Here is a 22,020-nt window from a genome sequence, read left to right as displayed (position 1 = left end):
CATAATGGCGTTGCGTATTGAAGTGGATTTATGTACCGCCTGTGGCGATTGTGTGCCGGTGTGTCCGGAGAAGGCCATTTTTATCCATCGTTTAGTTGTTGACATTGCGACGGATCGTTGTAATGAGTGCAACGGTCATGCTGATGAACCGCTTTGTGTGTCGGTTTGTCCTGTCGATGACTGCATTGTAGGAGCGATTTTATGACTCAAACTGCGCCTATTTCTCGTGAATTGGCTTTGCGTATTGGTCTGGCTGCGCGGGAATTACCTGATACGCCGCCACGCCGTTTGATCGATGTGTTGCTTGATTGTGTCGGCCATCCTTTAACAGAACAAAAATTGGTGAAATTGACGGTTAAAGCGTTGAAAACGGCTTCTGATGGCGCATTGAGTCAATTACCCGCCGAAGCCTTAAAAGCCGCTTTACATCAGTTAAAAGACGGTTTGTCTGATGAGGCAGATGGTTTACCTTCTGTGGTGTCTTATGTCGAAGGGGACATGCCTGCGTCGATTCGGGTGGCGTGTGCATCGAATACAGAAGAGCAGTTGGATGGTCATTTTGGTTCTTGTGCGCGGTTTTTGGTGTATCAGGTGTCGAGTCAAGAAGCGCGTTTGATCGCCATTCGTTCTACGGCAGGCGATGCCGAAGCTGAAGATAAAAATGCGTTTCGTAGTGAATTAATCAACGATTGCAATGTGTTATATGTGGGGTCGATTGGCGGGCCTGCGGCGGCGAAAGTGGTTAAAATGGGTATTCATCCCATTAAAGTACCCCAAGGTGGCGCAATTGCTGATTTGTTAAGTCAATTAAAAACGGTCTTAGCGGGATCGCCTCCACCGTGGTTGGCTAAAGTGATGGGCGCGTCGCCAGAAGAACGTCGTCGTTTTAGTGTGGATGCCGTAGAAGAGGATCAAGCATGATCGCCAATTCAATGTTGGATGCGGTGGCGGATTATGTGGAGCAGCATGGTTTGTCTGAGGCGACATTGCAGCAATTACGCACTCAACATGCGGGCGTGATGTTTACGTATTGTATGGATGATGATATTCATTCGGCTTCGCCGGTGTTGACGCGGTCGGGTTTTAATGTTTATTTAGTGGATACCCGCGATCATTGTGTCACTTTGACACGGGATCATGAGATTGCATCTGGCGTGGTGTTGGCGGAAGTGGTTGATGAGGAGTAGTTATAAATAACACTTTCTTATTAGCCCAAAAATAACTCGCTCAATTTAGAGTTCATTGTTTTATTTTAACCATCACATTTAATCAAGCGAAATAAAGGAGATAATCCATGGCACAAGTCGGTTTATTTTTCGGCACGGACACAGGCAATACCCGTAAAGTGGCTAAATTGATGAAAAAACAATTCGCAGACGATGCTATCGAGTTGTTTAATGTGACGAAAGAAAGCGCATTAGAAGAATTCTTGAAATTCGATAAGATTATTTTTGGAATGCCGACTTTGGGCGATGGCGAGTTAGAAAACAGTGTGCGGGATTTTCTCAGCGCATTGGAAAATCAAGGGGCTGATTTAAGCGGTAAAACTATTGCGTTGTACGGTCTGGGCGATCAAGCGGGTTATGGTCACGAGTTCTTAGACGGTATGGCGATTGTGCATAAGAAATTCAGCAAGATGGGCGCAACATTGGTCGGTCGTTGGCCGACTGAGGGTTATGACTTTAGCGCGTCCAAAGCGGTTGATGGCGATGAATTTATTTGCTTGGCTATCGATAACGACAACCAATCTGATATGACAGATGAGCGGGTTAAAACCTGGTTATCGCAAGTCAGTGGTGATTTAGGTTTATAATTGATGGCGCGGTGGGTTTGGGGAAAATTTTTTATTGTCTCCAAACCTGCCTCATTTCGCTGATCCATTCCCCTACCGTGCTGGCACGCGCTGGTTTTTCTTAAAAAAAGATGCCTACCCATGACAGAGTCTGCTTTATCCCTCTCCGATCAAACCCCGATGGCTGATTGTCGTCCCTGCCCACACCGTGACCGTTTAGATCAAGCCCGTTGTCAACCGGGTGATCGCTGTGTGCGGGTGCAAAGTGGACGGCAAATTGACCGCTTTTTTCGTTATAACCCTGATTTAGCTCCTTTTTATCGCCACGATCCTTTTTGGGAAATGCGGGCGATTACCGCACGTTATCTGCCGCAACACTTGTTATTTGAGTTGTTAGACGATCCTGATGAAACAGTACGACGTGCAGTGGCAGCGCGAGTGCCGTTAGAAGGTTTATTACAATTGTTGAATGACGAAGATCGAGAAGTTCGCATTACTGTTGCGGATCGTTTACCGCCAGAACAGTTGGAAAAAATGGCCACCGACAGCGATTACATGGTGAGAAATTATGTGGCGCGCCGTTTACCCAAAGGTCGGTTATTTCGGATGATCTACGATAAAGATCGTTTAGTGCGACAAACGGTGGCCGAGCGTCTACCCGAAGTGACTTTAGGATTGATGGCCGATGATCCCGAACCTGAAGTGCGTCGTATTGTGGCTGAACGGATTGATCCCGAATCGGCCGTGATGATGTTGAACGATGAGGATTGGGTGGTGCGTTTTTATGCGGCGCGTCGTGTGCCGTTGTCGGCTTTGCCCCCGCTGTTACGCGATGAAGAACCTGATGTTGTCGCCGTCGCACAAGCGCGATTAGAAGCCAATGAGGACGTTGTCATTAAAAAAAACTAAGTGCGCTAAAAGAGTGCAATTAACCTTCTTTTTTCGTCAAAAATAACGCGATATGCTTTTGCTGATATTCTGAGAGATAGGCAACTATTATGCTTTATTATCAAATAGTTAGCTTAAAAATAATTATATCATCATATTATAATATACTCACGATTTATTAACGCTCGTATTAAATATATTTTTTCTTTGTTGAAAGACGAAGCGATTAACATTTTTTAATTTTTTCCTTAAAATAATCGCCTACACTGCACGCTTACCTTATCCTAAGCCTTTCGATGAAATACACAAGCCACCTAAGAGGTCATCATGTCCACCACCGAAACCTATTACAGCATCATGCGGCGACAGGGGATTACGCGCCGTAGTTTTTTAAAGTTTTGTAGTCTAACTGCGGCCGCATTGGGATTAGCACCTGAATTTGCAGGGAAAATTGCCCATGCAATGGAAACCAAACCACGTACTCCTGTTATTTGGTTACACGGTTTAGAATGCACCTGCTGTTCAGAATCGTTTATTCGCTCGGCGCATCCACTGGCCAAAGATGTTGTTTTGTCGATGTTATCGCTGGATTATGATGATGTATTAATGGCGGCCGCAGGACATCAAGCCGAAGCCTGTTTAGAAGAAACCATTGAAAAATACAAAGGAAATTACATTTTAGCCGTCGAAGGTAATCCACCGTTAGACGAAGATGGCATGTATTGTATTGTCGCGGGCAAGCCTTTTGTGGAACAATTGAAACACGCGGCGGCTCATGCAAAAGCAATTATTGCGTGGGGATCGTGTGCGTCTTGGGGATGTGTACAAGCGGCCAGTCCCAATCCCACTCGCGCCACCCCCGTACATAAAGTGATTTTTGATAAACCGATTATTAAAATTCCGGGTTGTCCGCCGATTGCAGAAGTCATGACGGGCGTTATCACGTATATGTTGACCTTTGATCGTTTTCCTGAATTGGATCGTCAAGGGCGGCCGAAAATGTTTTACGGACAACGCATCCATGATAAATGCTACCGTCGTCCGCATTTCGACGCGGGACAATTCGTAGAAACGTGGGACGATGACAACGCCCGCAAAGGTTATTGCTTATACAAAGTGGGCTGTAAAGGGCCAACAACGTACAACGCATGTTCTACGGTACGTTGGAATGAAGGCGTATCTTTCCCGATTGGATCGGGTCATGGGTGTATTGGTTGTTCTGAGGATGGTTTTTGGGACAAGGGATCGTTTTACGACAGAATTACCGATGTTAGCCATTACATGGGCGATGCGCCGACGGGGGTTAATTTATTCGGAGTCGAAGCCAATGCCGATGCGGTGGGTAAAGCCGCCGCGGGTGTCGTCGGTGCGGGTATCGTGGCCCACATCGCCGCCAGCGCGATCATGCGCGCCCGCAAATCATCGAATACAAAAGAAACGACCGAATCCACCAGCCCCAGCAAAGAAACACAGCGGAGTGATGCAGAATGAGCGTAATTCAGACCCCCAACGGTTTTACTTTAGACAACAGCGGTCAGCGGGTTGTGGTCGATCCGGTGACCCGTATCGAAGGGCATTTGCGTTGTGAAGTGAATCTGGATGAGAACAATGTCATTCGCAACGCGGTGTCTTCTGGCACGATGTGGCGCGGGTTGGAAGTGATTTTGAAAGGACGCGATCCGCGTGATGCGTGGGCGTTTTGTGAGCGGATTTGTGGCGTGTGTACGGGAACTCATGCTTTGGTTTCTGTGCGAGCTGTGGAAGATGCCGCCGGGATAGAAATTCCCAGTAATGCCAATATTATCCGTAACTTAATGCAATTGTGTTTGTATGCGCATGACCATTTAGTGCATTTTTATCATTTGCACGCCTTAGATTGGGTGGATGTGGTCAGTGCGTTAAAAGCCGATCCCAAAGCCACGTCTGACTTGGCGCAAAGTATTTCAAGTTGGCCGCTGTCTTCTCCGGGCTATTTTCGAGACATTCAAAATCGTCTAAAAGCCTTTGTTGAATCGGGACAATTAGGGCCATTTATGAATGGTTACTGGGGCAATCCCGCTTACAAATTGCCGCCAGAAGCCAATTTAATGGCCGTGGCGCATTATTTGGAAGCCTTAGATTTTCAAAAAGAAATTGTTAAAATTCACACGATTTTTGGCGGGAAAAATCCGCATCCGAATTGGTTAGTGGGGGGAATGCCGTGTTCCATTAACGTAAGCAATACGGGCGCGGTGGGCGCGATTAATATGGAACGCTTGAATATGGTCAGTCGTATTATTGATGAAACGATTGCGTTTATTGATCAAGTGTATGTTCCTGATTTACAAGCGATTGCGTCGTTTTACAAAGACTGGTTGTATGGTGGTGGGATTTCGGGCATGAATGTATTGTCTTACGGTGAATTTCCCGACCGCGCCAATGATTACAGTGCCAATAGCATGTTAATGCCGCCGGGCGCGATTATTAACGGGGATTTGTCAACGGTACACGATGTGGATGTGCGCGATCCTGAGCAAATTCAAGAGTTTGTCACACATTCTTGGTACAAATACGGTGATGAAATGCAGGGATTACACCCATGGCAGGGAGTCACTGAGCCACAATTCACTTTAGGCGCGAAAACCGTCGGCCACAAAACCCATATCGAAGCCTTAGACGAATCGGCCAAGTATTCTTGGATTAAAGCTCCGCGTTGGCGCGGTCATGCGATGGAAGTTGGCCCCTTGGCGCGTTACATTATTGGTTACGCGAAAAATATGCCTGAATTTAAAGAGCCAGTGGATAAATTGTTGTCTGATTTGGGTGGTTTACCGATTTCTGCGTTGTTTTCGACTTTAGGGCGTACTGCGGCGCGGGGTTTAGAGGCTTCTTGGTCAGCGCATCAGATGAAACGCTCGTATAATCAATTGATTGCGAATATTAAAGCAGGTGATACTGCGACAGCAAACATGACCCGCTGGGACCCGAAAATGTGGGGCGAAGTCAAAGGCGTGGGCATTGGGGAAGCTCCTCGCGGTGCGTTGGGACATTGGGTGGTGATTAAAGAGGGGAAAATCGATAATTATCAAGCGGTTGTTCCCACCACATGGAATGCGTCACCGCGTGATCCGACGGGACAAATTGGGGCGTATGAAGCGGCTTTATTGAATACACCAGTGGCGGTGGCCGATCAGCCGTTGGAAATTTTGCGCACTTTGCACAGTTTTGATCCCTGTTTGGCGTGTTCTACGCATGTGATCGCGCCCGATGGTCAAGAAATGGCACGGGTTAAAGTGCTATAAGGAGGAATAATGTCGAGTTTAAGTGTTGATTCCAAACAGAAATTTGAGAAAGTTCAAGCGGTTTACGTGTATGAAGCCCCGTTGCGGCTGTGGCATTGGGTAAACGCGCTGGCGATTGTTGTACTTGCGGTCACGGGCTATTTGATTGCGCATCCGTTGCCGTCGGTGCCGGGCGAGGCGAGTGAGCAGTTTTTAATGGGTTATATTCGCTTTGCGCATTTTGCGGCGGGTTATATTTTTGCGATTGGTTTTTTAGGGAGAATTTATTGGGCTATTGTGGGAAATAGTCATGCGCGGCAATTGTTTATTTTGCCATTTTGGAATGGGCGATGGTGGCGTGAATTATTTTTTGAATTGCGCTGGTATTTTTTCCTAGAACCCGAACCTAAAAAATATATTGGTCATAATCCATTAGCGCAATTTGCCATGTTTTTCTTTATTGCATTAGGCACGCCATTTATGATGATAACGGGTTTTGCTTTATACAGTGAAGGGACAGGTTTAGGCAGTTGGCAAGACCAGTTATTTGGTTGGGTTATTCCTTTATTCGGGCAAAGTCAAGATGTGCATACCTGGCATCATTTGGGCGTGTGGGCGATGGTGATTTTTATGATGATTCATATTTACGCCGCGATTCGTGAAGATGTCATGTCTCGACAAAGTTTAATTAGCACCATGATGAGCGGACATCGTATGTTTAAAGATGATCGGGATTAGATTTTTTCTTTCGTCTATTCCCCCTCCTATACCAAAATAAATTTTGAAAATTCTTGTGTCTGTAAATTCTGATTCTGACAAAATAAGGATTCTATGAATCCTATCTTTTTGGTATAGCAGAAGGGAGTTAGGGGTCGGTAGAAATGCAGATAAGTCGTTAAATAAAAATATTAAGGTATTAAAAGCGTTCAGAATTTTCACATTTCTACCGCCCCCCTACCTCCCTCCTGCTAGGAGGGGGGAAAGAAGAAAAGAAGAGATGAGGTTATCTTGTTAAATTTTAACCATAAAAACAACCTCTTACTCCCCCTCCTAGCAGGAGGGGGCTGGGGGGCGGTAGAAATATTGATATGCCAGATTATTTTCCTTTAGGTACTTAGTCCAGATTACTTCTTTAATTCCCCTTGAGCATCTGCAAAATCGCTTCTTTTATTTCATCAGGAAATTGAGACAAAAACGCATTAAACGCATCAGCCCGTTGTTCTTCAGGCAGGCGAGACAATTCGCTAAATACCACTTGCAGCATTTCCTCCACAGAGATGCCTTCATCATTCTCGCACTGCATTTCAAAATGTTGCAAAATCTGACGAATTTGCCCCGCTTCAGGGATACGCATTTGTTGTGCGGCGTGCAGTGCTTCACAGAGCAGTTGATTGGCTTCGGCGCGGCGGGGGGGATTAAATTGCATCAATAAGACTGCCATATTATTTTGAGTCACCGCTTTTCCGCAAACATCTCCCAGTTGTTCACGAATGTGTATATTTTCCCGATAGATACACAAAGCCTCATTGAGTTGTCCACGTGTTCGTAAGATATTGGCAATTTTACCCATGATCATTGCTTTTGATCGCGCATCACCAAGCTGTTCAAATACAGGTAAAACTTCTTCTTTAAAAATGCGCAAAGCCTCATCGGATTTTCCACGCACTTGTAAGATGTCGGCGATTTTACCCTTGGTCACAGCTTCTGAATGTACGTCACCAAGGCGTTTAAATACAGGCAAAATCTCTTCTTGATGAATACGTAAAACATCGTCAAGTTGTCCATGCTTTTGTAAGGTGTCTGCGATTTTACTCATGATCACAGTTCCTGAATGTACGTCACCAAGACGTTCATAAACGGGCAATTCTTCTTTTTGACGAATACGCAAAGCCTCATCAAGTTGTCCACGCGCTTCTAAGATGTCGGCGATTTTACCCATGGTCATCGCTTTTTCGCGCACATCGCCAAGGCGTTCATAGACGGGCAATTGTTCTTCTTGACGAATGCGCAAAGCCTCATCGAGTTGTCCACGCGCTTCTAAGATGTCGGCGATACCCCCAGCCGCAACAGCCCGTTCCCATTCTTTGTCTTTGGGCAAAATCTCCAAACGCCGTTGATGCAATTGCAAGGCTTTATCGACTTCGCCCGTGCGGTGGCAACTCTCTGCCGTGTAACGTAATAAACGATTATCTGGTGTAATATTTTTATTTTCCAGACAGACAATACTTTTCAGTCCTAATTCTTTTCCTTCTCTAAAATCAACATGTTTCCACGTTAAATCTGATACCCAACGCACCCCGTTACCAGCAACGTGTTGCAACACAGCAGCATCACCCACCCGCACCGCCAAGCGGGTTAATTGATAATCGGCTTGATATGAACGTTGAACGGGTTGCCACACTGTCCATAATGGGTTAAGTAATTGTTGCGCAATTTCTTGTTTTTGCTCGTCATTTAAATCTTGACACAAGCGTTTGGCTAATTGATTTAACAGGGCTGCGGGCTGCTTAGTTTCCTCATCACGCCACCCGTCCCACAAGCCCAACGTCAATAAACCTTGCACCGCATTTTCCCCCGACACGCCTTTTAACGCCTCAAGCGGCAACGGCATGACAAAATCTTGCGACCATTGCAATAATTGCTGCGAAGAAGCAGACAACAAACCATGCAACTTATCCAACACCAAACCTTCCAATAAATCACGGGTTTTTTCATCAGGAACTGTTGCTTGATCCCCGACTAACCACTTATCCACTTCATCTAAAGTTTGTGCGGCCAAAGTTTTATCATGAAGCAATAAAGTGTATAACTGAAATTGCAATCCTGGATTACCATTAGCCGATTCCAAACACCGATCTTGTAACGCATACAATTCATCATTGTCGTAAAAGGCTTTTACTTGAGGCGCGGACAAGGTACGTTGTTGTAAATCCAATTGTTTACGCCGTTCCATCCAATCCATCGGGGCTAAATGCCAATGCAATAACGTTTCAGCCAAATTTTTGCCACATTCATCAAATAATTCAAAACGATAACGACTGGTGATCATCAATCGTGATGCGGTTTCGCCGCGATGCTGATGAAAAGCCTGCAACAATGCGCGTATTGCCTGCTGTTCCTCAGCGCGTACCGTATAAAAACCATCTTTTTCCCGTGGTTCGACTAAAATCTGTTCAAAATCATCAATCACCAACAAAAAAGGCTTTTCCTGTTCACACAACAATTTTCTTAAAGCCTGCGCTAATTTAGGCGGTTCTTTAGCGACAATAGGCGTATATTCTTCAATAATACGATCCGCGCCATCACTTCCCACGTCTCTAAACGCCCGCAAAATATCCACCGCCTCATAATGTCCATACACCACAAGGGTTTTATGCCCTAACAATCGCCGTGCAATCCGTGCGGCCAAGCTCGATTTTCCCTGCCGTCCCATGCCGTGAATCAATACGCCTGCCTGTTGTGGATTACGAAACTCCCGAATAATCGCTTGCAACGCCCGCCGCCGTCCGACAAATTGCGAACGCCCTGCGACGGGAACTTGCTTTTTCGTATCCAAAAATGCTTTTTCCCCAAAATCAGCGGGTAAAGGACGTTTTGCCCTATCACTCTCCGTCAATGCCCCGATGTCATACTGCCCTAAAAACAAGCGCGCCAAATGCCAATCGCGGCTATATTTTTCTCGTTTTTCGGTTTTTTGTTCTGGTGGTTCAATAAACAATTGATAACGCGCATTTGCCAGCGCATGAGGTAACGATTGTTTTTGGGCTAAATCTTTATAAAAATACTTTGCAAAAAAACCTGCTTCAATATCGCCAACACTATTTCCCCAACCCAAAACCGCAGGCATTCCAATTTGAATTAATTGCGTCGCAAAACTATGGGTTAATTTAGGCGAAAGATTTGCCGTATGGCAAGCCGAAATAAAAGCCAATTTAATGCCTTTTTCTACATTAGATAAACTGGCTTGCGTGCGCCAATCGCGGAAACTAATAGAGTGTTCATATCCTTCCTCATTTTCTAAGGACAAAATGGGATTGTCTTGTTTATCAAATCCACCATGACAAGAAACATGCACCACATCAGGCTGATAGCGTGCCACTTCGCTGGCCAATTCGCTCAACATGCCTGTTTCTTCCACCATCAAATCCATATCGCGCTGTGATGTGGCATTTAAAATTGCCCATTCTTCAGCCTCATAAGAAAGTGGGTTACTTTGTTCAGGCGCGGCGGCCATAAACATTAAATTTAAGCGATAAAGTGAGGGGGTTAAATTTTCTTTTATTTCTCCAATTCGTCGCATGGCATTAAACCAAGTAAAATCATCTAATGCCAAATGCTTTCCTTTCCAAGCCAACAATTCCCAAGGGGCGTTTAAAAAAACAATTTCATGGTCATTTGGACGTGCAGGCACTTGAAAGACCGCATCCCACACTTGATCTCTAACTTCATCGCGTAATCGTTCTACCCAACTGGTTTTATTCAGCCACTGGGCTAATTTTTCGCCAATCACCAACAAACCCGCTCGATTATCCTGCTTACGGTCTTCGACCAAAGCCAAATATTCCGTACTGCATTCTTGTAAAACTTGAACATTATCAACATCAAACGACTCCCGAATCTCGCCATGAGTGAGCGTGAGTCGGTTATTTTTCAGAAAAAAAGTGCTGGTGGACATGCTGGTTTTTTCCAGTATTAAGATTGATGTCTTAGTATAACTCTGTTATATACTGAATAAAACCCAAACCTTTCCAAACGAGAGTGCAAAAAAATGAAATTTCCCTACGGCATAAGCGATTTTAACGCACTGATTAAAGAAGGCTATTTTTATGTGGATCGCACGGATCGAATTCCGTTATTAGAAGAAGCGGGAAAGCAATTATTATTTTTGCGTCCGCGTCGATTTGGTAAAAGTTTATTGCTGAATATGTTATCGAATTATTACGATCTGGCAATGGCCAGTGAATTTGATACGTTATTTGGGCATTTAGCCATCGGCAAAAATCCAACTGAGAAACATAATCAATATTTGGTAATGACTTGGGATTTTTCCTCGGTATTGCCAATGGGGTCAACCAATGAATTAAAAGATGTTTTATATCGCTATTTAAACGTGGCGATGGAAGATTTTGCGACCACCTATCAAGCCCAATTGAAACAGCCCATCAAAATGTATGATGATGCCGCTGCAAGTTTTTGGTCACTCATCAATGCCGTCAAAGCATCAAATCACAAGCTTTATCTCTTTATCGACGAATATGACAATTTTGCCAATGAAGTCATGAGTTCAAAAATCCGCAATAATGATCGTTATGCGGATTTAGTGTATGGCGAAGGTCTTTTAAAATCATTATTTAAAAATGTAAAAGCCGCGGCGGCCGGTAATGGATTAGATCGGGTTTTTATTACAGGGGTTTCGCCTGTGATTATGGCTGATATTAGTAGCGGTTATAATGTGGCCACTAATATTTATCGTTCTCCTCGTTTTAATGATTTGTGTGGTTTTACTGAAACTGAAATTAAACACGCATTATATCAAGTGGCTAATGAATGTCAGCAGCGAGGAGATGTCTTAGATACAAATATGGCCATGAAAACCATGCGGCAATTTTATAATGGTTATTGTTTTAATCAGCATGATTTTACCTCCGTTTATAATCCTACTTTAGCCCTTTATTTTTTGAAAAGTCTTCAGGAAGAATGCCGTTATCCTGATAATTTATTAGACCATAATTTAGGCATGGATCGAGACCGTATTAATTATATTGTGCAATTGCCGAATGGAGCTGCATTAATCCAGCGAATTTGTGATGACAGTCAACAGGTGATTGTGCCGCAATTGCATGATCGTTTTGGGGTCAAAGATATGCTTGAACAAGAGCAAACTCAAAGCGAATTGGCTTCTTTACTTTATTATTTGGGCGTATTGACGCAAGATAAAGTCGTGGATTTAGGCGAATTGCAATTGCGCGTGCCTAATTTGGTGATTCGCAGTTTATATGTGGAGAAATTGCGTAAATTATTATTGCCTGATGTGCAATCAGATGATTATCGTCAAGCGAAAAATAATTTTTTTAAAACAGGCGATTTACAACCCTTATGTGAGTTTATTCAAGCGCGGTTAAATGTTTTTAGTAATCGGGATTATCGTTGGGTGAATGAATTTGCGATTAAAACCGCATTTATGATGTTATTGTTTGATGATCGCTTATATATTGTGGATTCAGAACCTGAATTAAAACGACAATATGCCGATTTTACTTTAATTGCGCGGCCAGATATGCGTCAATATGAGATGCTGGATCATGTCATGGAGTTTAAATTTGTCAAATTAAATGACGTTAATTTAAACGGCAAAGAAGTTCAAAGTTTATCGGACAATGAATTGCAAGAATTACCGCAAGTGCAAGCGGCATTTACCGCGGCATTTGCGCAATTAGCCACTTATCAACCCATTTTATTTGAGCGTTATGGAGAAGACATATTGCGCTTGCAAACCACGGCGGTGGTGGCGATTGGATTTGAACGGGTGGTGTGGCGAAAAAAGTAAATATTGGTAAATTATTTTTTAACTTGGAGATTAAAAAATGAAATTCCCCTACGGCATAAGCAATTTTAATAAATTAATTAAAGAAGGCTATTTTTATGTGGATCGCACGGATCGAATTCCGTTATTAGAAGAAGCGGGAAAGCAATTATTATTTTTGCGTCCGCGTCGATTTGGTAAAAGTTTATTGCTGAATATGTTATCGAATTATTACGATCTGGCAATGGCCAGTGAATTTGATACGTTATTTGGGCATTTAGCCATCGGCAAAAATCCAACTGAGAAACATAATCAATATTTGGTAATGACTTGGGATTTTTCGCGGGTATTGCCTATGGGATCGACTCGTGAATTGTATCAAGCCCTTTATGGTTATTTAAATGTCACCATGAAAGCCTTTGCATTGCGCTATCAATCCCAATTAATAGCACCTATTGATATTAATGATGATGCTGCGGCAACATTTGGATCATTAGTGAATATGGTCAATCTGTCTAATCATCAGCTTTATCTTTTCATTGACGAATACGATAATTTCGCCAATGAAGTCATGGCTTCTAAAGTGCATAAAAATGATCGTTATGCGGATTTAGTGTATGGCGAAGGATTATTAAAATCTTTATTTAAAAATGTCAAAGCGGCCGCTTCAGGAGAGGGCTTAGATCGCGTTTTTATTACAGGTGTTTCTCCTGTGGTGATGGCGGATATTAGCAGTGGTTATAATGTGGCCACTAACATTTATCGTTCTCCTCGTTTTAATGATTTGTGTGGTTTTACTGAAACTGAAATTAAACACGCATTACATCAAGTGGCTAATGAATGTCAGCAGCGAGGAGATGTCTTAGATACAAATATGGCCATGAAAACCATGCGGCAATTTTATAATGGTTATTGTTTTAATCAGCATGATTTTACCTCCGTTTATAATCCTACTTTAGCCCTTTATTTTTTGAAAAGTCTTCAGGAAGAATGTCGTTATCCTGATAATTTATTAGACCATAATTTAGGCATGGATCGAGACCGTATTAATTATATTGTGCAATTGCCGAATGGAGCTGCATTAATCCAGCGAATTTGTGATGACAGTCAACAGGTGATTGTGCCGCAATTGCATGATCGTTTTGGGGTCAAAGATATGCTTGAACAAGAGCAAACTCAAAGCGAATTGGCTTCTTTACTTTATTATTTGGGCGTATTGACGCAAGATAAAGTTGTGGATTTAGGCGAATTGCAATTGCGTGTGCCTAATTTGGTGATTCGCAGTTTATATGTGGAGAAATTGCGTAAATTATTATTGCCTGATGTGCAATCAGATGATTATCGTCAAGCGAAAAATAATTTTTTTAAAACAGGCGATTTACAACCCTTATGTGAATTTATTCAAGCGCGGTTAAATGTTTTTAGTAATCGGGATTATCGTTGGGTGAATGAATTTGCGATTAAAACCGCATTTATGATGTTATTGTTTGATGATCGTTTATATATTGTGGATTCAGAACCTGAATTAAAACGACAATATGCTGATTTTACCTTAATTGCGCGGCCAGATATGCGTCAATATGAGATGTTGGATCATGTCATGGAGTTTAAATTTGTCAAATTAAATGACGTTAATTTAAACGGCAAAGAAGTTCAAAGTTTATCGGACAATGAATTGCAAGAATTACCGCAAGTGCAAGCGGCATTTACCGCGGCATTTGCGCAATTAGCCACTTATCAACCCATTTTATTTGAGCGTTATGGAGAAGACATATTGCGCTTGCAAACCACGGCGGTGGTGGCGATTGGGTTTGAGCGGGTGGTGTGGCGAAAAAAGTAAATATTGGTAAATTATTTTTTAACTTGGAGATTAAAAAATGAAATTCCCCTACGGCATAAGCAATTTTAATAAATTAATTAAAGAAGGCTATTTTTATGTGGATCGCACGGATCAAATTCCGTTATTAGAAGAAGCGGGAGAACAATTATTATTTTTGCGTCCGCGTCGATTTGGTAAAAGTTTATTGCTCAATATGTTATCGAATTATTACGATCTGGCAATGGCGAGTGAATTTGATACGTTATTTGGGCATTTAGCCATCGGCAAAAATCCCACTGAGAAACATAATCAATATTTGGTAATGACCTGGGATTTTTCGCGTGTATTGCCTATGGGATCGACTCGTGAATTATATCAAGCCCTTTATGGTTATTTAAATGTCACCATGAAAGCCTTTGCATTGCGCTATCAATCCCAATTAATAGCACCTATTGATATTAATGATGATGCCGCGGCAACATTTGGATCATTAGTGAATATGGTCAATCTGTCTAATCATCAGCTTTATCTTTTCATTGACGAATACGATAATTTCGCCAATGAAGTCATGGCTTCTAAAGTGCATAAAAATGATCGTTATGCGGATTTAGTTTATGGTGAAGGATTATTAAAATCTTTATTTAAGAATATCAAAGCGGCCGCTTCAGGAGAGGGCTTAGATCGCGTTTTTATTACAGGTGTTTCTCCTGTGGTCATGGCGGATATTAGTAGCGGTTATAATGTCGCTACTAATATTTATCGCAATCCAGAATTTAATGATTTGTGTGGTTTTACTGAAACTGAAATTCAATACGCCTTATATCAAGTGGCTAATGAATGTCAGCAGCGAGGAGATGTGTTAGATACGAATGTGGCCATGAAAACCATGCGGCAATTTTATAATGGTTATTGTTTTAATCAGCATGATTTCACCTCCGTTTATAACCCTACTTTAGCCCTTTATTTTCTGAAAAATTTGGCACAATATTGCCGTTATCCTGATAATTTATTAGACCATAATTTAGGCATGGATCGAGACCGTATTAATTATATTGCACAATTGCCGAATGGCTCTGCATTAATCCAGCGAATTTGTGATGACAGTCAACAGGTGATTGTGCCGCAATTGCATGATCGTTTTGGGGTTGAGGATTTAATTAAACATGAGCAGGAAGAAGAAGAATTAGCCTCACTGCTTTATTATCTCGGTGTGCTAACGCAGGATAAAGTCGTGGCATTGGGTAAGTTGCAATTGCGCGTGCCTAATTTGGTGATTCGCAGTTTATATGTGGAGAAATTGCGCAAATTATTATTGCCCGATGTACAATTAAGTGATTTTCGTCAAGCCAAAGAACAATTCTTTATTACAGGCGATTTACAACCCTTATGTGAATTTATTCAAACGCGGTTAAATGTTTTTAGTAATCGGGATTATCGTTGGGTCAATGAATTTGCGATTAAAACCGCATTTATGATGTTATTGTTTGATGATCGTTTATATATTGTGGATTCAGAACCTGAATTAAAACGACAATATGCCGATTTTACTTTAATTGCGCGGCCAGATATGCGTCAATATGAGATGTTGGATCATGTCATGGAGTTTAAATTTGTCAAATTAAATGACGTTAATTTAAACGGCAAAGAAGTTCAAAGTTTATCGGACAATGAATTGCAAGAATTACCGCAAGTGCAAGCCGCATTTACGGCAGCATTTACGCAATTAGCCACCTATCAACCGATTTTATTTGAGCGTTATGGAGAAGACATATTGCGCTTGCAAACCACAGCAGTGGTGGCGATTGGATTTGAACGGGTGGTGTGGCGAAAAAAGTAAATATTGGTAAATTATTTTTTAACTTGGAGATTAAAAAATGAAATTTCCCTACGGCATAAGCGATTTTAACGCACTGATTAAAGAAGGCTATTTTTATGTGGATCGCACGGATCGAATTCCGTTATTAGAAGAAGCGGGCAAGCAATTATTATTTTTGCGTCCGCGTCGATTTGGTAAAAGTTTATTGCTGAATATGTTATCGAATTATTACGATCTGGCAATGGCGAGTGAATTTGATACGTTATTTGGGCATTTAGCCATCGGCAAAAATCCCACTGAGAAACATAATCAATATTTGGTAATGACGTGGGATTTTTCATCGGTATTGCCAATGGGGTCAACCAACGAATTAAAAGACGTTTTATATCGCTATTTAAACGTGGCGATGGAAGATTTTGCGACCACCTATCAAGCCCAATTGAAACAGCCCATCAAAATCTATGATGATGCCGCTGCAAGTTTTTGGTCACTCATCAATGCCGTCAAAGCATCAAATCACAAGCTTTATCTCTTTATCGACGAATATGACAATTTTGCCAATGAAGTCATGAGTTCAAAAATCCGCAATAATGATCGTTATGCGGATTTAGTGTATGGCGAAGGTCTTTTAAAATCATTATTTAAAAATGTAAAAGCCGCGGCGGCCGGTAATGGATTAGATCGGGTTTTTATTACAGGGGTTTCGCCTGTGATTATGGCTGATATTAGTAGCGGTTATAATGTCGCTACTAATATTTATCGCAATCCAGAATTTAATGATTTGTGTGGTTTTACTGAAACTGAAATTCAACACGCCTTATATCAAGTGGCTAATGAATGTCAGCAGCGAGGAGATGTGTTAGATACGAATGTGGCCATGAAAACCATGCGGCAATTTTATAATGGTTATTGTTTTAATCAGCATGATTTCACCTCCGTTTATAACCCTACTTTAGCCCTTTATTTTCTGAAAAATTTGGCACAATATTGCCGTTATCCTGATAATTTATTAGACCATAATTTAGGCATGGATCGAGACCGTATTAATTATATTGCACAATTGCCGAATGGCTCTGCATTAATCCAGCGAATTTGTGATGACAGTCAACAGGTGATTGTGCCGCAATTGCATGATCGTTTTGGGGTTGAGGATTTAATTAAACATGAGCAGGAAGAAGAAGAATTAGCCTCACTGCTTTATTATCTCGGTGTGCTAACGCAGGATAAAGTCGTGGCATTGGGTAAGTTGCAATTGCGCGTGCCTAATTTGGTGATTCGCAGTTTATATGTGGAGAAATTGCGCAAATTATTATTGCCCGATGTACAATTAAGTGATTTTCGTCAAGCCAAAGAACAATTCTTTATTACAGGCGATTTACAACCCTTATGTGAATTTATTCAAGCGCGGTTAAATGTTTTTAGTAATCGGGATTATCGTTGGGTCAATGAATTTGCGATTAAAACCGCATTTATGATGTTATTGTTTGATGATCGTTTATATATTGTGGATTCAGAACCTGAATTAAAACGACAATATGCCGATTTTACTTTAATTGCGCGGCCAGATATGCGTCAATATGAGATGCTGGATCATTTAATGGAGTTTAAATTTGTCAAATTAAGTGACGTTAATTTAAACGGTAAAGAAGTTCAAAGTTTATCGGACAATGAATTGCAAGAATTACCGCAAGTGCAAGCGGCATTGACTGCGGCATTTGCGCAATTAGCCACTTATCAACCCATTTTATTTGAGCGTTATGGAGAAGACATATTGCGCTTGCAAACCACGGCGGTGGTGGCGATTGGGTTTGAACGGGTGGTGTGGCGGAGAGAAAGTGAGGTTTGTATTAAGAATAAATGCTTAAAAAATGACATAAGTGTTGCCTAAATGACAGTAATCAGCTTTACTGAAAAAGATAATAACCTGATTTTATTCACTTTATGACAATTGGTACAAAGCGTGTGAAAACAAAGTCAACCTCTTCTATCCATCCTGCTACAAGGAGAATTTGTATGACTTACGCGCCCAATGTATCTGTATCCATTCCTTATGATAAGGAAAAATTAGCACGTGTTGCCAGTTTACTGCACGCCGTGGCTGATCCACAACGCTTATCTATTTTAGCCATGTTAGCGGAGAAAGAATTATGTGTGACTGATTTATCCAGCATTACTTCGGATGATTTGCCGACGATTTCGCAACGATTAAAATTGTTGTACGAAGCGGGCTTGGTCAAACGCAGACGGCAAGGAAAACATATTTTCTATTCTACCGTAAAGAAGTATTATTTGACCGAAGCGGTTTTTACGCTACTGGATACGTCAGAAAATTCTCAAACCTCAACAGACAGCGAATAATTCCATTCAGTCAAATGCCGCAGCACTCGAAAGTGTTACGGCATTTAGTGTAGTCGATTAATCTGTGGTGTTTTACGGGGCTAGAAATGGGATCGATGTGGGTTTAACGATTAATTTTTGGATAATAAACCCGATCAGGACGTTTTAAGGTGACAAATTCTTCGGCACTGCTGGGGTGAATAGGAATGGTGCGGTCAAAATCGGCTTTTGTCGCACCCATTTTGATAGCCACCGCAAAGCCTTGCAACATTTCATCAGCCCCTTCTCCCATCACGTGCAAACCCACGACTTTTTCCGTCTCTCCCGCACAAATTAACTTCATCCATGTGCGATTGCCCTTTTTATTCAAGGCATAACGCATGGGCGTAAATGCCGTTTCATACACAGTCACCACCGTATCTAAGGCTTTGGCTTGGGTTTCGTTTAAACCAATACAGCCAATCGGGGGATGCGCGAATACCACTGTGGGAATTAAATCGTAGTCAATTTTAGCATTCGCTTGTCCACCGAATAAACGATCCGCTAAACGGCGACCCGCAGCAACCGCCACCGGTGTTAATGGACTGCGCCCTGCAATATCACCTACGGCGTAAATATTCGGCACAACTGTATTTTGATACAGGTCTGTTTCAATGACTCCTGAGCGCAAAGGCGTGATACCAATCTCAGCCAATCCTAAATTATCCGTATTCGGACGGCGACCCACTGCCCAAATCACTGCATCAAAACCGTCTAAGTGCTGCCCATCTTTACTGCTCACTCGAATCCCAGAATCTTGCTGAGATAATGCCGTCACCATAAAGCCTAAACGCAATTCAACCCCTTGTTGTGTCAGGGTTTCTGCTAAAACTGTGCTTAACCCTTCATCGAATAATTCCAATGGTCGCGCCTCCAAACCGATCACGGTGACTTGTGCGCCGAAGGCTTGCAAAATGCCCGTTAATTCAATGCCAATGTAGCCCGCACCGATCATGGCGACTTTTTTAGGACAATGGTTTAATTCAAAAAATCCATCAGATGTAATTCCCAACTCTGCGCCCGGTACGGGAGGGACAATCGGACGGCTGCCTGTGGCTAATACAATATGTTTGGCGTGGTAGATTTGGTCGCCTACAGCCACTTCGGTGTGACTTTTTAATGTGGCGTAACCTTGAATGTGGGTAATGCCTAATTCTTTGACATAATTCGCCCAATAGTGATTAATATCAGTGACATATTGTTGTCTTCCTGCCACCAAACGCGACCAATCCATGCCTGAAATGTGCGTTTTAATACCGTATTCTGAGGCATCATGTGCGGCATGTGCCAAATTCGCTGCGTACCACATGACTTTTTTGGGGACACATCCGCGATTGACACACGTTCCACCTAAAGCCGATCCGTCAATCACCGCAACACTTTGTCCGTAACTGACTGCTCGCTCGGCCACTGCTAAACCGCCACTGCCGCCACCGAGAATGATCACGTCAAATTTTGTATTCATTTTTTAACCCTCCGCTAAAACTGTTCAGAATTTTCACTCTTCTACCGCCCCCCTACCCCCCTCCTGCTAGGAGGGGGGAATAACGGATTGTTTTTATTGTTAAAATATAACAAGATAACCTGATCTCTTGCCCCCTCCTAGCAGGAGGGGGTAGGGGGCGGTAGAAATGCCGATATTCCAGATTACTTTCGTTTAGGTACTTACAATAACCGACTACTTAGCGGCATCGCGGGCATTTAACCACGCTTCTAAATCTGTAGAACCACCGATGCGTTGGCCATTAATAAATACTTGTGGCACAGTGCCAGCGCGGGCAATGGCGCGGAGGCTGCGGTCGGTGTAATCTCGGTTCAGTTCTAATTCTTCGTATTCGATGCCTTCATCTTCTAACATCGCTTTGGCTCTGGCACAGAAAGGACAGCCTTTACGGGTCATGATGCTGACATCTAAGGGTTTTTCTACGCCCGGTGCAATGTATTCTAACATCGTATCGGCATCGGAGACTTCAAACGGGTCGCCTTCTACTTCGGGTTCAATAAACATTTTCTCGATTACGCCATTTTTGACCAACATGGAGTAACGCCAAGAGCGTTTGCCAAATCCCAAGTGATTTTTATCCACCAACATGCCCATGCCTTCGGTGAATTCGCCGTTGCCATCGGGAATAAAACGAATGTTTTCCGCAGCTTGGTCAACTTTCCACTCATTCATAACAAAGGTGTCATTAACAGAAATACAGACAATTTCATCCACGCCATGCGCTTTAAAAGTGCGCGCCAATTGGTTAAAACGTGGCACGTGCGAAGAGGAACACGTGGGTGTAAATGCGCCCGGTAATGAAAATACAATTACGGTTTTACCGCTAAAAATGTCGTCCGTACTGATGTCAACCCATTGGCTGTTTTGACGAACATGAAACACGACTGAGGGAACTTTTTGGCCTTCTTTGGACTGCAACATGGTTTTTCTCCGAGTTGGGATTTTTAGGGATTATCAGAAAATCTGAACATTTCAACTGTCACCATCAATAAATTGGGATAAGTTGGATGTTGAAAAACAGTATAGATAAGATTATTCGATAAATAAAATGGTATATTCTTATCGCAGTGTTCAATTTTTCTGATGGAGGAGCGATGGCAACGCCCAGTTTGAAGCAGTTAAGATATTTTGTCGCTTTAGAACAGTATCAACATTTTGGTAAAGCCGCGGAAGCGTGTTATGTGTCGCAATCGGCATTTAGTATGGCGATTAAGGAGTTAGAAGGTATTTTAGGGATTCAATTGGTTGACAGAACCCAGCGACATGTGACGATTACGCATGTGGGAAAAGCCGTGGCCACGCAAGCCAGAGTGGTTTTACGTGATTTGGATAATTTACAACATTATGCCAACAGTTACAGTGAGCCATTATCTGGGCGTTTGGAATTGGGCATTATTCCTACGATTGCGCCGTTTTTATTGCCGCGCATTTTGCCGAAAATTCGCGCTCATTTTCCGAAATTAGATATTTATTTACGTGAGGATTTAACGCAACGTCTTCATGAGCGATTAATGGAAGGGGAATTAGATGTGATTTTATTGGCGTTGCCTTATGAATTGCGTTATGTGGAGACGCGGGTGTTATTTAACGATGGTTTTCGTTTGGCCTGTCATCACAATACCACGCATATTAATCCTGTATATTATCATTTAGAGCAGGTGAATGCAGAAAGTATTTTATTATTAGAAGACGGGCATTGTTTGCGGGATCATGCGTTATTGGCGTGTCAAATTCGTAATTTAGATAAAATTAATCGTTTTGGTGTGAGTAGTTTATTAACCTTAATTCACATGGTGGATGCGGATTTGGGAATTACTTTTTTACCAGAAATGGCTGAAGGTTCGCCGTTATTGGCGGGGACGCAAATTCGCACTTATGCCTTGCAAGAAGAAGGACAACGTGAGATTGCGTTGGCATGGCGACAAGGCAGCGCACGCGCTGAGGCGTTTGGCTTGTTGGGAGAGGTGATTGGGAAAAGTTATTTGGTTTGAATGGTGAAAAAAAACCGCCCTGATTTGATGGAATCAGGGCGGTTTTTTGGG

The 22,020-nt window shown here is 42.4% G+C and carries 17 protein-coding genes; 14 read left to right on the top strand and 3 right to left on the bottom strand.

The genetic code is table 11. The features are described from left to right. The first annotated feature begins 4 nt into the window (after positions 1–4). The 8 genes from TPSD3_RS03175 (at position 5) to cybH (ending at position 6,678) form a co-directional block, all read left to right on the top strand. A complete protein-coding gene (locus TPSD3_RS03175) occupies positions 5–205 on the top strand; it encodes a 4Fe-4S dicluster domain-containing protein (RefSeq protein WP_086487134.1) in 201 nt (66 codons plus the stop codon). Further along, positions 202–921, top strand: coding sequence for a nitrogen fixation protein NifX (gene nifX, locus TPSD3_RS03170; RefSeq protein WP_086487133.1), 720 nt, complete (start codon positions 202–204; stop codon positions 919–921). Before TPSD3_RS03175 ends, nifX begins: the two co-directional genes overlap by 4 nt. After that, positions 918–1,187 carry a hypothetical protein gene (locus tag TPSD3_RS03165; protein WP_086487132.1) on the top strand — a complete coding sequence of 90 codons (270 nt, stop codon included), beginning with the start codon at positions 918–920 and terminating at the stop codon, positions 1,185–1,187. The genes nifX and TPSD3_RS03165 overlap by 4 nt, the downstream gene beginning before the upstream one ends. Before the next feature lie 107 nt (positions 1,188–1,294). Then, positions 1,295–1,813 carry a flavodoxin gene (locus TPSD3_RS03160; protein ID WP_086487131.1) on the top strand — a complete coding sequence of 173 codons (519 nt, stop codon included), beginning with the start codon at positions 1,295–1,297 and terminating at the stop codon, positions 1,811–1,813. Positions 1,814–1,933: 120 nt separating this feature from the next. Then, a complete protein-coding gene (locus TPSD3_RS03155; RefSeq protein ID WP_086487130.1) occupies positions 1,934–2,701 on the top strand; it encodes a 4Fe4S-binding leucine-rich repeat protein in 768 nt (255 codons plus the stop codon). A 306-nt stretch (positions 2,702–3,007) separates the two neighbouring features. Continuing rightward, positions 3,008–4,171: a hydrogenase small subunit gene (locus TPSD3_RS03150; RefSeq protein ID WP_086487129.1), complete on the top strand. Its 1,164-nt coding sequence runs from the start codon at positions 3,008–3,010 to the stop codon at positions 4,169–4,171. Then, positions 4,168–5,961 carry a nickel-dependent hydrogenase large subunit gene (locus TPSD3_RS03145; protein WP_086487128.1) on the top strand — a complete coding sequence of 598 codons (1,794 nt, stop codon included), beginning with the start codon at positions 4,168–4,170 and terminating at the stop codon, positions 5,959–5,961. Before TPSD3_RS03150 ends, TPSD3_RS03145 begins: the two co-directional genes overlap by 4 nt. Before the next feature lie 9 nt (positions 5,962–5,970). After that, positions 5,971–6,678, top strand: coding sequence for a Ni/Fe-hydrogenase, b-type cytochrome subunit (gene cybH, locus TPSD3_RS03140; RefSeq protein WP_086487127.1), 708 nt, complete (start codon positions 5,971–5,973; stop codon positions 6,676–6,678). A gap of 394 nt (positions 6,679–7,072) precedes the next feature. Here cybH and TPSD3_RS03135 read toward each other — a convergent pair whose 3' ends face one another. Beyond that, complete coding sequence (locus tag TPSD3_RS03135; protein ID WP_086487126.1) at positions 7,073–10,615, bottom strand: CHAT domain-containing protein; 3,543 nt, start codon at positions 10,613–10,615, stop codon at positions 7,073–7,075. Between the two features lie 93 nt (positions 10,616–10,708). Here TPSD3_RS03135 and TPSD3_RS03130 point away from each other — a divergent pair, with 93 nt between their 5' ends. The 5 genes from TPSD3_RS03130 (at position 10,709) to TPSD3_RS03110 (ending at position 18,456) form a co-directional block, all read left to right on the top strand. Then, the gene (locus tag TPSD3_RS03130; RefSeq protein ID WP_086487125.1) at positions 10,709–12,487 is read left to right on the top strand and encodes an AAA family ATPase; all 1,779 of its coding nucleotides are present in this window, start codon (positions 10,709–10,711) and stop codon (positions 12,485–12,487) included. A gap of 37 nt (positions 12,488–12,524) precedes the next feature. After that, positions 12,525–14,303: an AAA family ATPase gene (locus TPSD3_RS03125; protein WP_086487124.1), complete on the top strand. Its 1,779-nt coding sequence runs from the start codon at positions 12,525–12,527 to the stop codon at positions 14,301–14,303. A gap of 37 nt (positions 14,304–14,340) precedes the next feature. Next, on the top strand, positions 14,341–16,119 hold the full coding sequence (locus TPSD3_RS03120; RefSeq protein ID WP_086487123.1) for an AAA family ATPase: 1,779 nt from the start codon (positions 14,341–14,343) through the stop codon (positions 16,117–16,119). A gap of 37 nt (positions 16,120–16,156) precedes the next feature. Further along, positions 16,157–17,986, top strand: coding sequence for an AAA family ATPase (locus TPSD3_RS03115; protein WP_086487122.1), 1,830 nt, complete (start codon positions 16,157–16,159; stop codon positions 17,984–17,986). A gap of 125 nt (positions 17,987–18,111) precedes the next feature. Further along, entirely contained in the window at positions 18,112–18,456 is a 345-nt protein-coding gene (locus TPSD3_RS03110; RefSeq protein WP_176329707.1) for an ArsR/SmtB family transcription factor, read from the top strand. A gap of 103 nt (positions 18,457–18,559) precedes the next feature. Here TPSD3_RS03110 and gorA read toward each other — a convergent pair whose 3' ends face one another. Both gorA and TPSD3_RS03100 read right to left on the bottom strand, forming a co-directional pair. Continuing rightward, positions 18,560–19,939 (bottom strand): glutathione-disulfide reductase, encoded by a 1,380-nt coding sequence (gorA, locus tag TPSD3_RS03105; RefSeq protein ID WP_086487120.1) that lies wholly within the window; start codon positions 19,937–19,939, stop codon positions 18,560–18,562. A gap of 213 nt (positions 19,940–20,152) precedes the next feature. Then, positions 20,153–20,899, bottom strand: coding sequence for a glutathione peroxidase (locus TPSD3_RS03100; protein WP_086487119.1), 747 nt, complete (start codon positions 20,897–20,899; stop codon positions 20,153–20,155). Between the two features lie 173 nt (positions 20,900–21,072). Between TPSD3_RS03100 and TPSD3_RS03095 the strand changes: the two genes are divergently transcribed. Further along, the gene (locus TPSD3_RS03095; protein ID WP_086487118.1) at positions 21,073–21,969 is read left to right on the top strand and encodes a LysR substrate-binding domain-containing protein; all 897 of its coding nucleotides are present in this window, start codon (positions 21,073–21,075) and stop codon (positions 21,967–21,969) included. The last annotated feature ends 51 nt before the right edge of the window (positions 21,970–22,020 follow it).

Source organism: Thioflexithrix psekupsensis (assembly GCF_002149925.1).
In the GTDB taxonomy this organism is placed as follows: domain Bacteria; phylum Pseudomonadota; class Gammaproteobacteria; order Beggiatoales; family Beggiatoaceae; genus Thioflexithrix; species Thioflexithrix psekupsensis.
Note: the sequence above shows the minus strand (reverse complement) of the source record. Positions and strands in the feature narration are given on the sequence as shown.

Bases quoted from the DNA above. Each gene is read 5' to 3' on its own strand.
- TPSD3_RS03160 (WP_086487131.1), top strand. From the start codon at position 1,295: ATGGCACAAGTCGGTTTATTTTTCGGCACGGACACAGGCAATACCCGT.
- TPSD3_RS03125 (WP_086487124.1), top strand. From the start codon at position 12,525: ATGAAATTCCCCTACGGCATAAGCAATTTTAATAAATTAATTAAAGAA.
- nifX (WP_086487133.1), top strand. From the start codon at position 202: ATGACTCAAACTGCGCCTATTTCTCGTGAATTGGCTTTGCGTATTGGT.
- TPSD3_RS03135 (WP_086487126.1), bottom strand. From the start codon at position 10,615: ATGTCCACCAGCACTTTTTTTCTGAAAAATAACCGACTCACGCTCACT.
- TPSD3_RS03165 (WP_086487132.1), top strand. From the start codon at position 918: ATGATCGCCAATTCAATGTTGGATGCGGTGGCGGATTATGTGGAGCAG.
- TPSD3_RS03145 (WP_086487128.1), top strand. From the start codon at position 4,168: ATGAGCGTAATTCAGACCCCCAACGGTTTTACTTTAGACAACAGCGGT.
- TPSD3_RS03150 (WP_086487129.1), top strand. From the start codon at position 3,008: ATGTCCACCACCGAAACCTATTACAGCATCATGCGGCGACAGGGGATT.
- TPSD3_RS03120 (WP_086487123.1), top strand. From the start codon at position 14,341: ATGAAATTCCCCTACGGCATAAGCAATTTTAATAAATTAATTAAAGAA.
- TPSD3_RS03110 (WP_176329707.1), top strand. From the start codon at position 18,112: ATGACTTACGCGCCCAATGTATCTGTATCCATTCCTTATGATAAGGAA.
- cybH (WP_086487127.1), top strand. From the start codon at position 5,971: ATGTCGAGTTTAAGTGTTGATTCCAAACAGAAATTTGAGAAAGTTCAA.
- TPSD3_RS03155 (WP_086487130.1), top strand. From the start codon at position 1,934: ATGACAGAGTCTGCTTTATCCCTCTCCGATCAAACCCCGATGGCTGAT.
- TPSD3_RS03115 (WP_086487122.1), top strand. From the start codon at position 16,157: ATGAAATTTCCCTACGGCATAAGCGATTTTAACGCACTGATTAAAGAA.
- TPSD3_RS03175 (WP_086487134.1), top strand. From the start codon at position 5: ATGGCGTTGCGTATTGAAGTGGATTTATGTACCGCCTGTGGCGATTGT.
- TPSD3_RS03130 (WP_086487125.1), top strand. From the start codon at position 10,709: ATGAAATTTCCCTACGGCATAAGCGATTTTAACGCACTGATTAAAGAA.
- gorA (WP_086487120.1), bottom strand. From the start codon at position 19,939: ATGAATACAAAATTTGACGTGATCATTCTCGGTGGCGGCAGTGGCGGT.
- TPSD3_RS03095 (WP_086487118.1), top strand. From the start codon at position 21,073: ATGGCAACGCCCAGTTTGAAGCAGTTAAGATATTTTGTCGCTTTAGAA.
- TPSD3_RS03100 (WP_086487119.1), bottom strand. From the start codon at position 20,899: ATGTTGCAGTCCAAAGAAGGCCAAAAAGTTCCCTCAGTCGTGTTTCAT.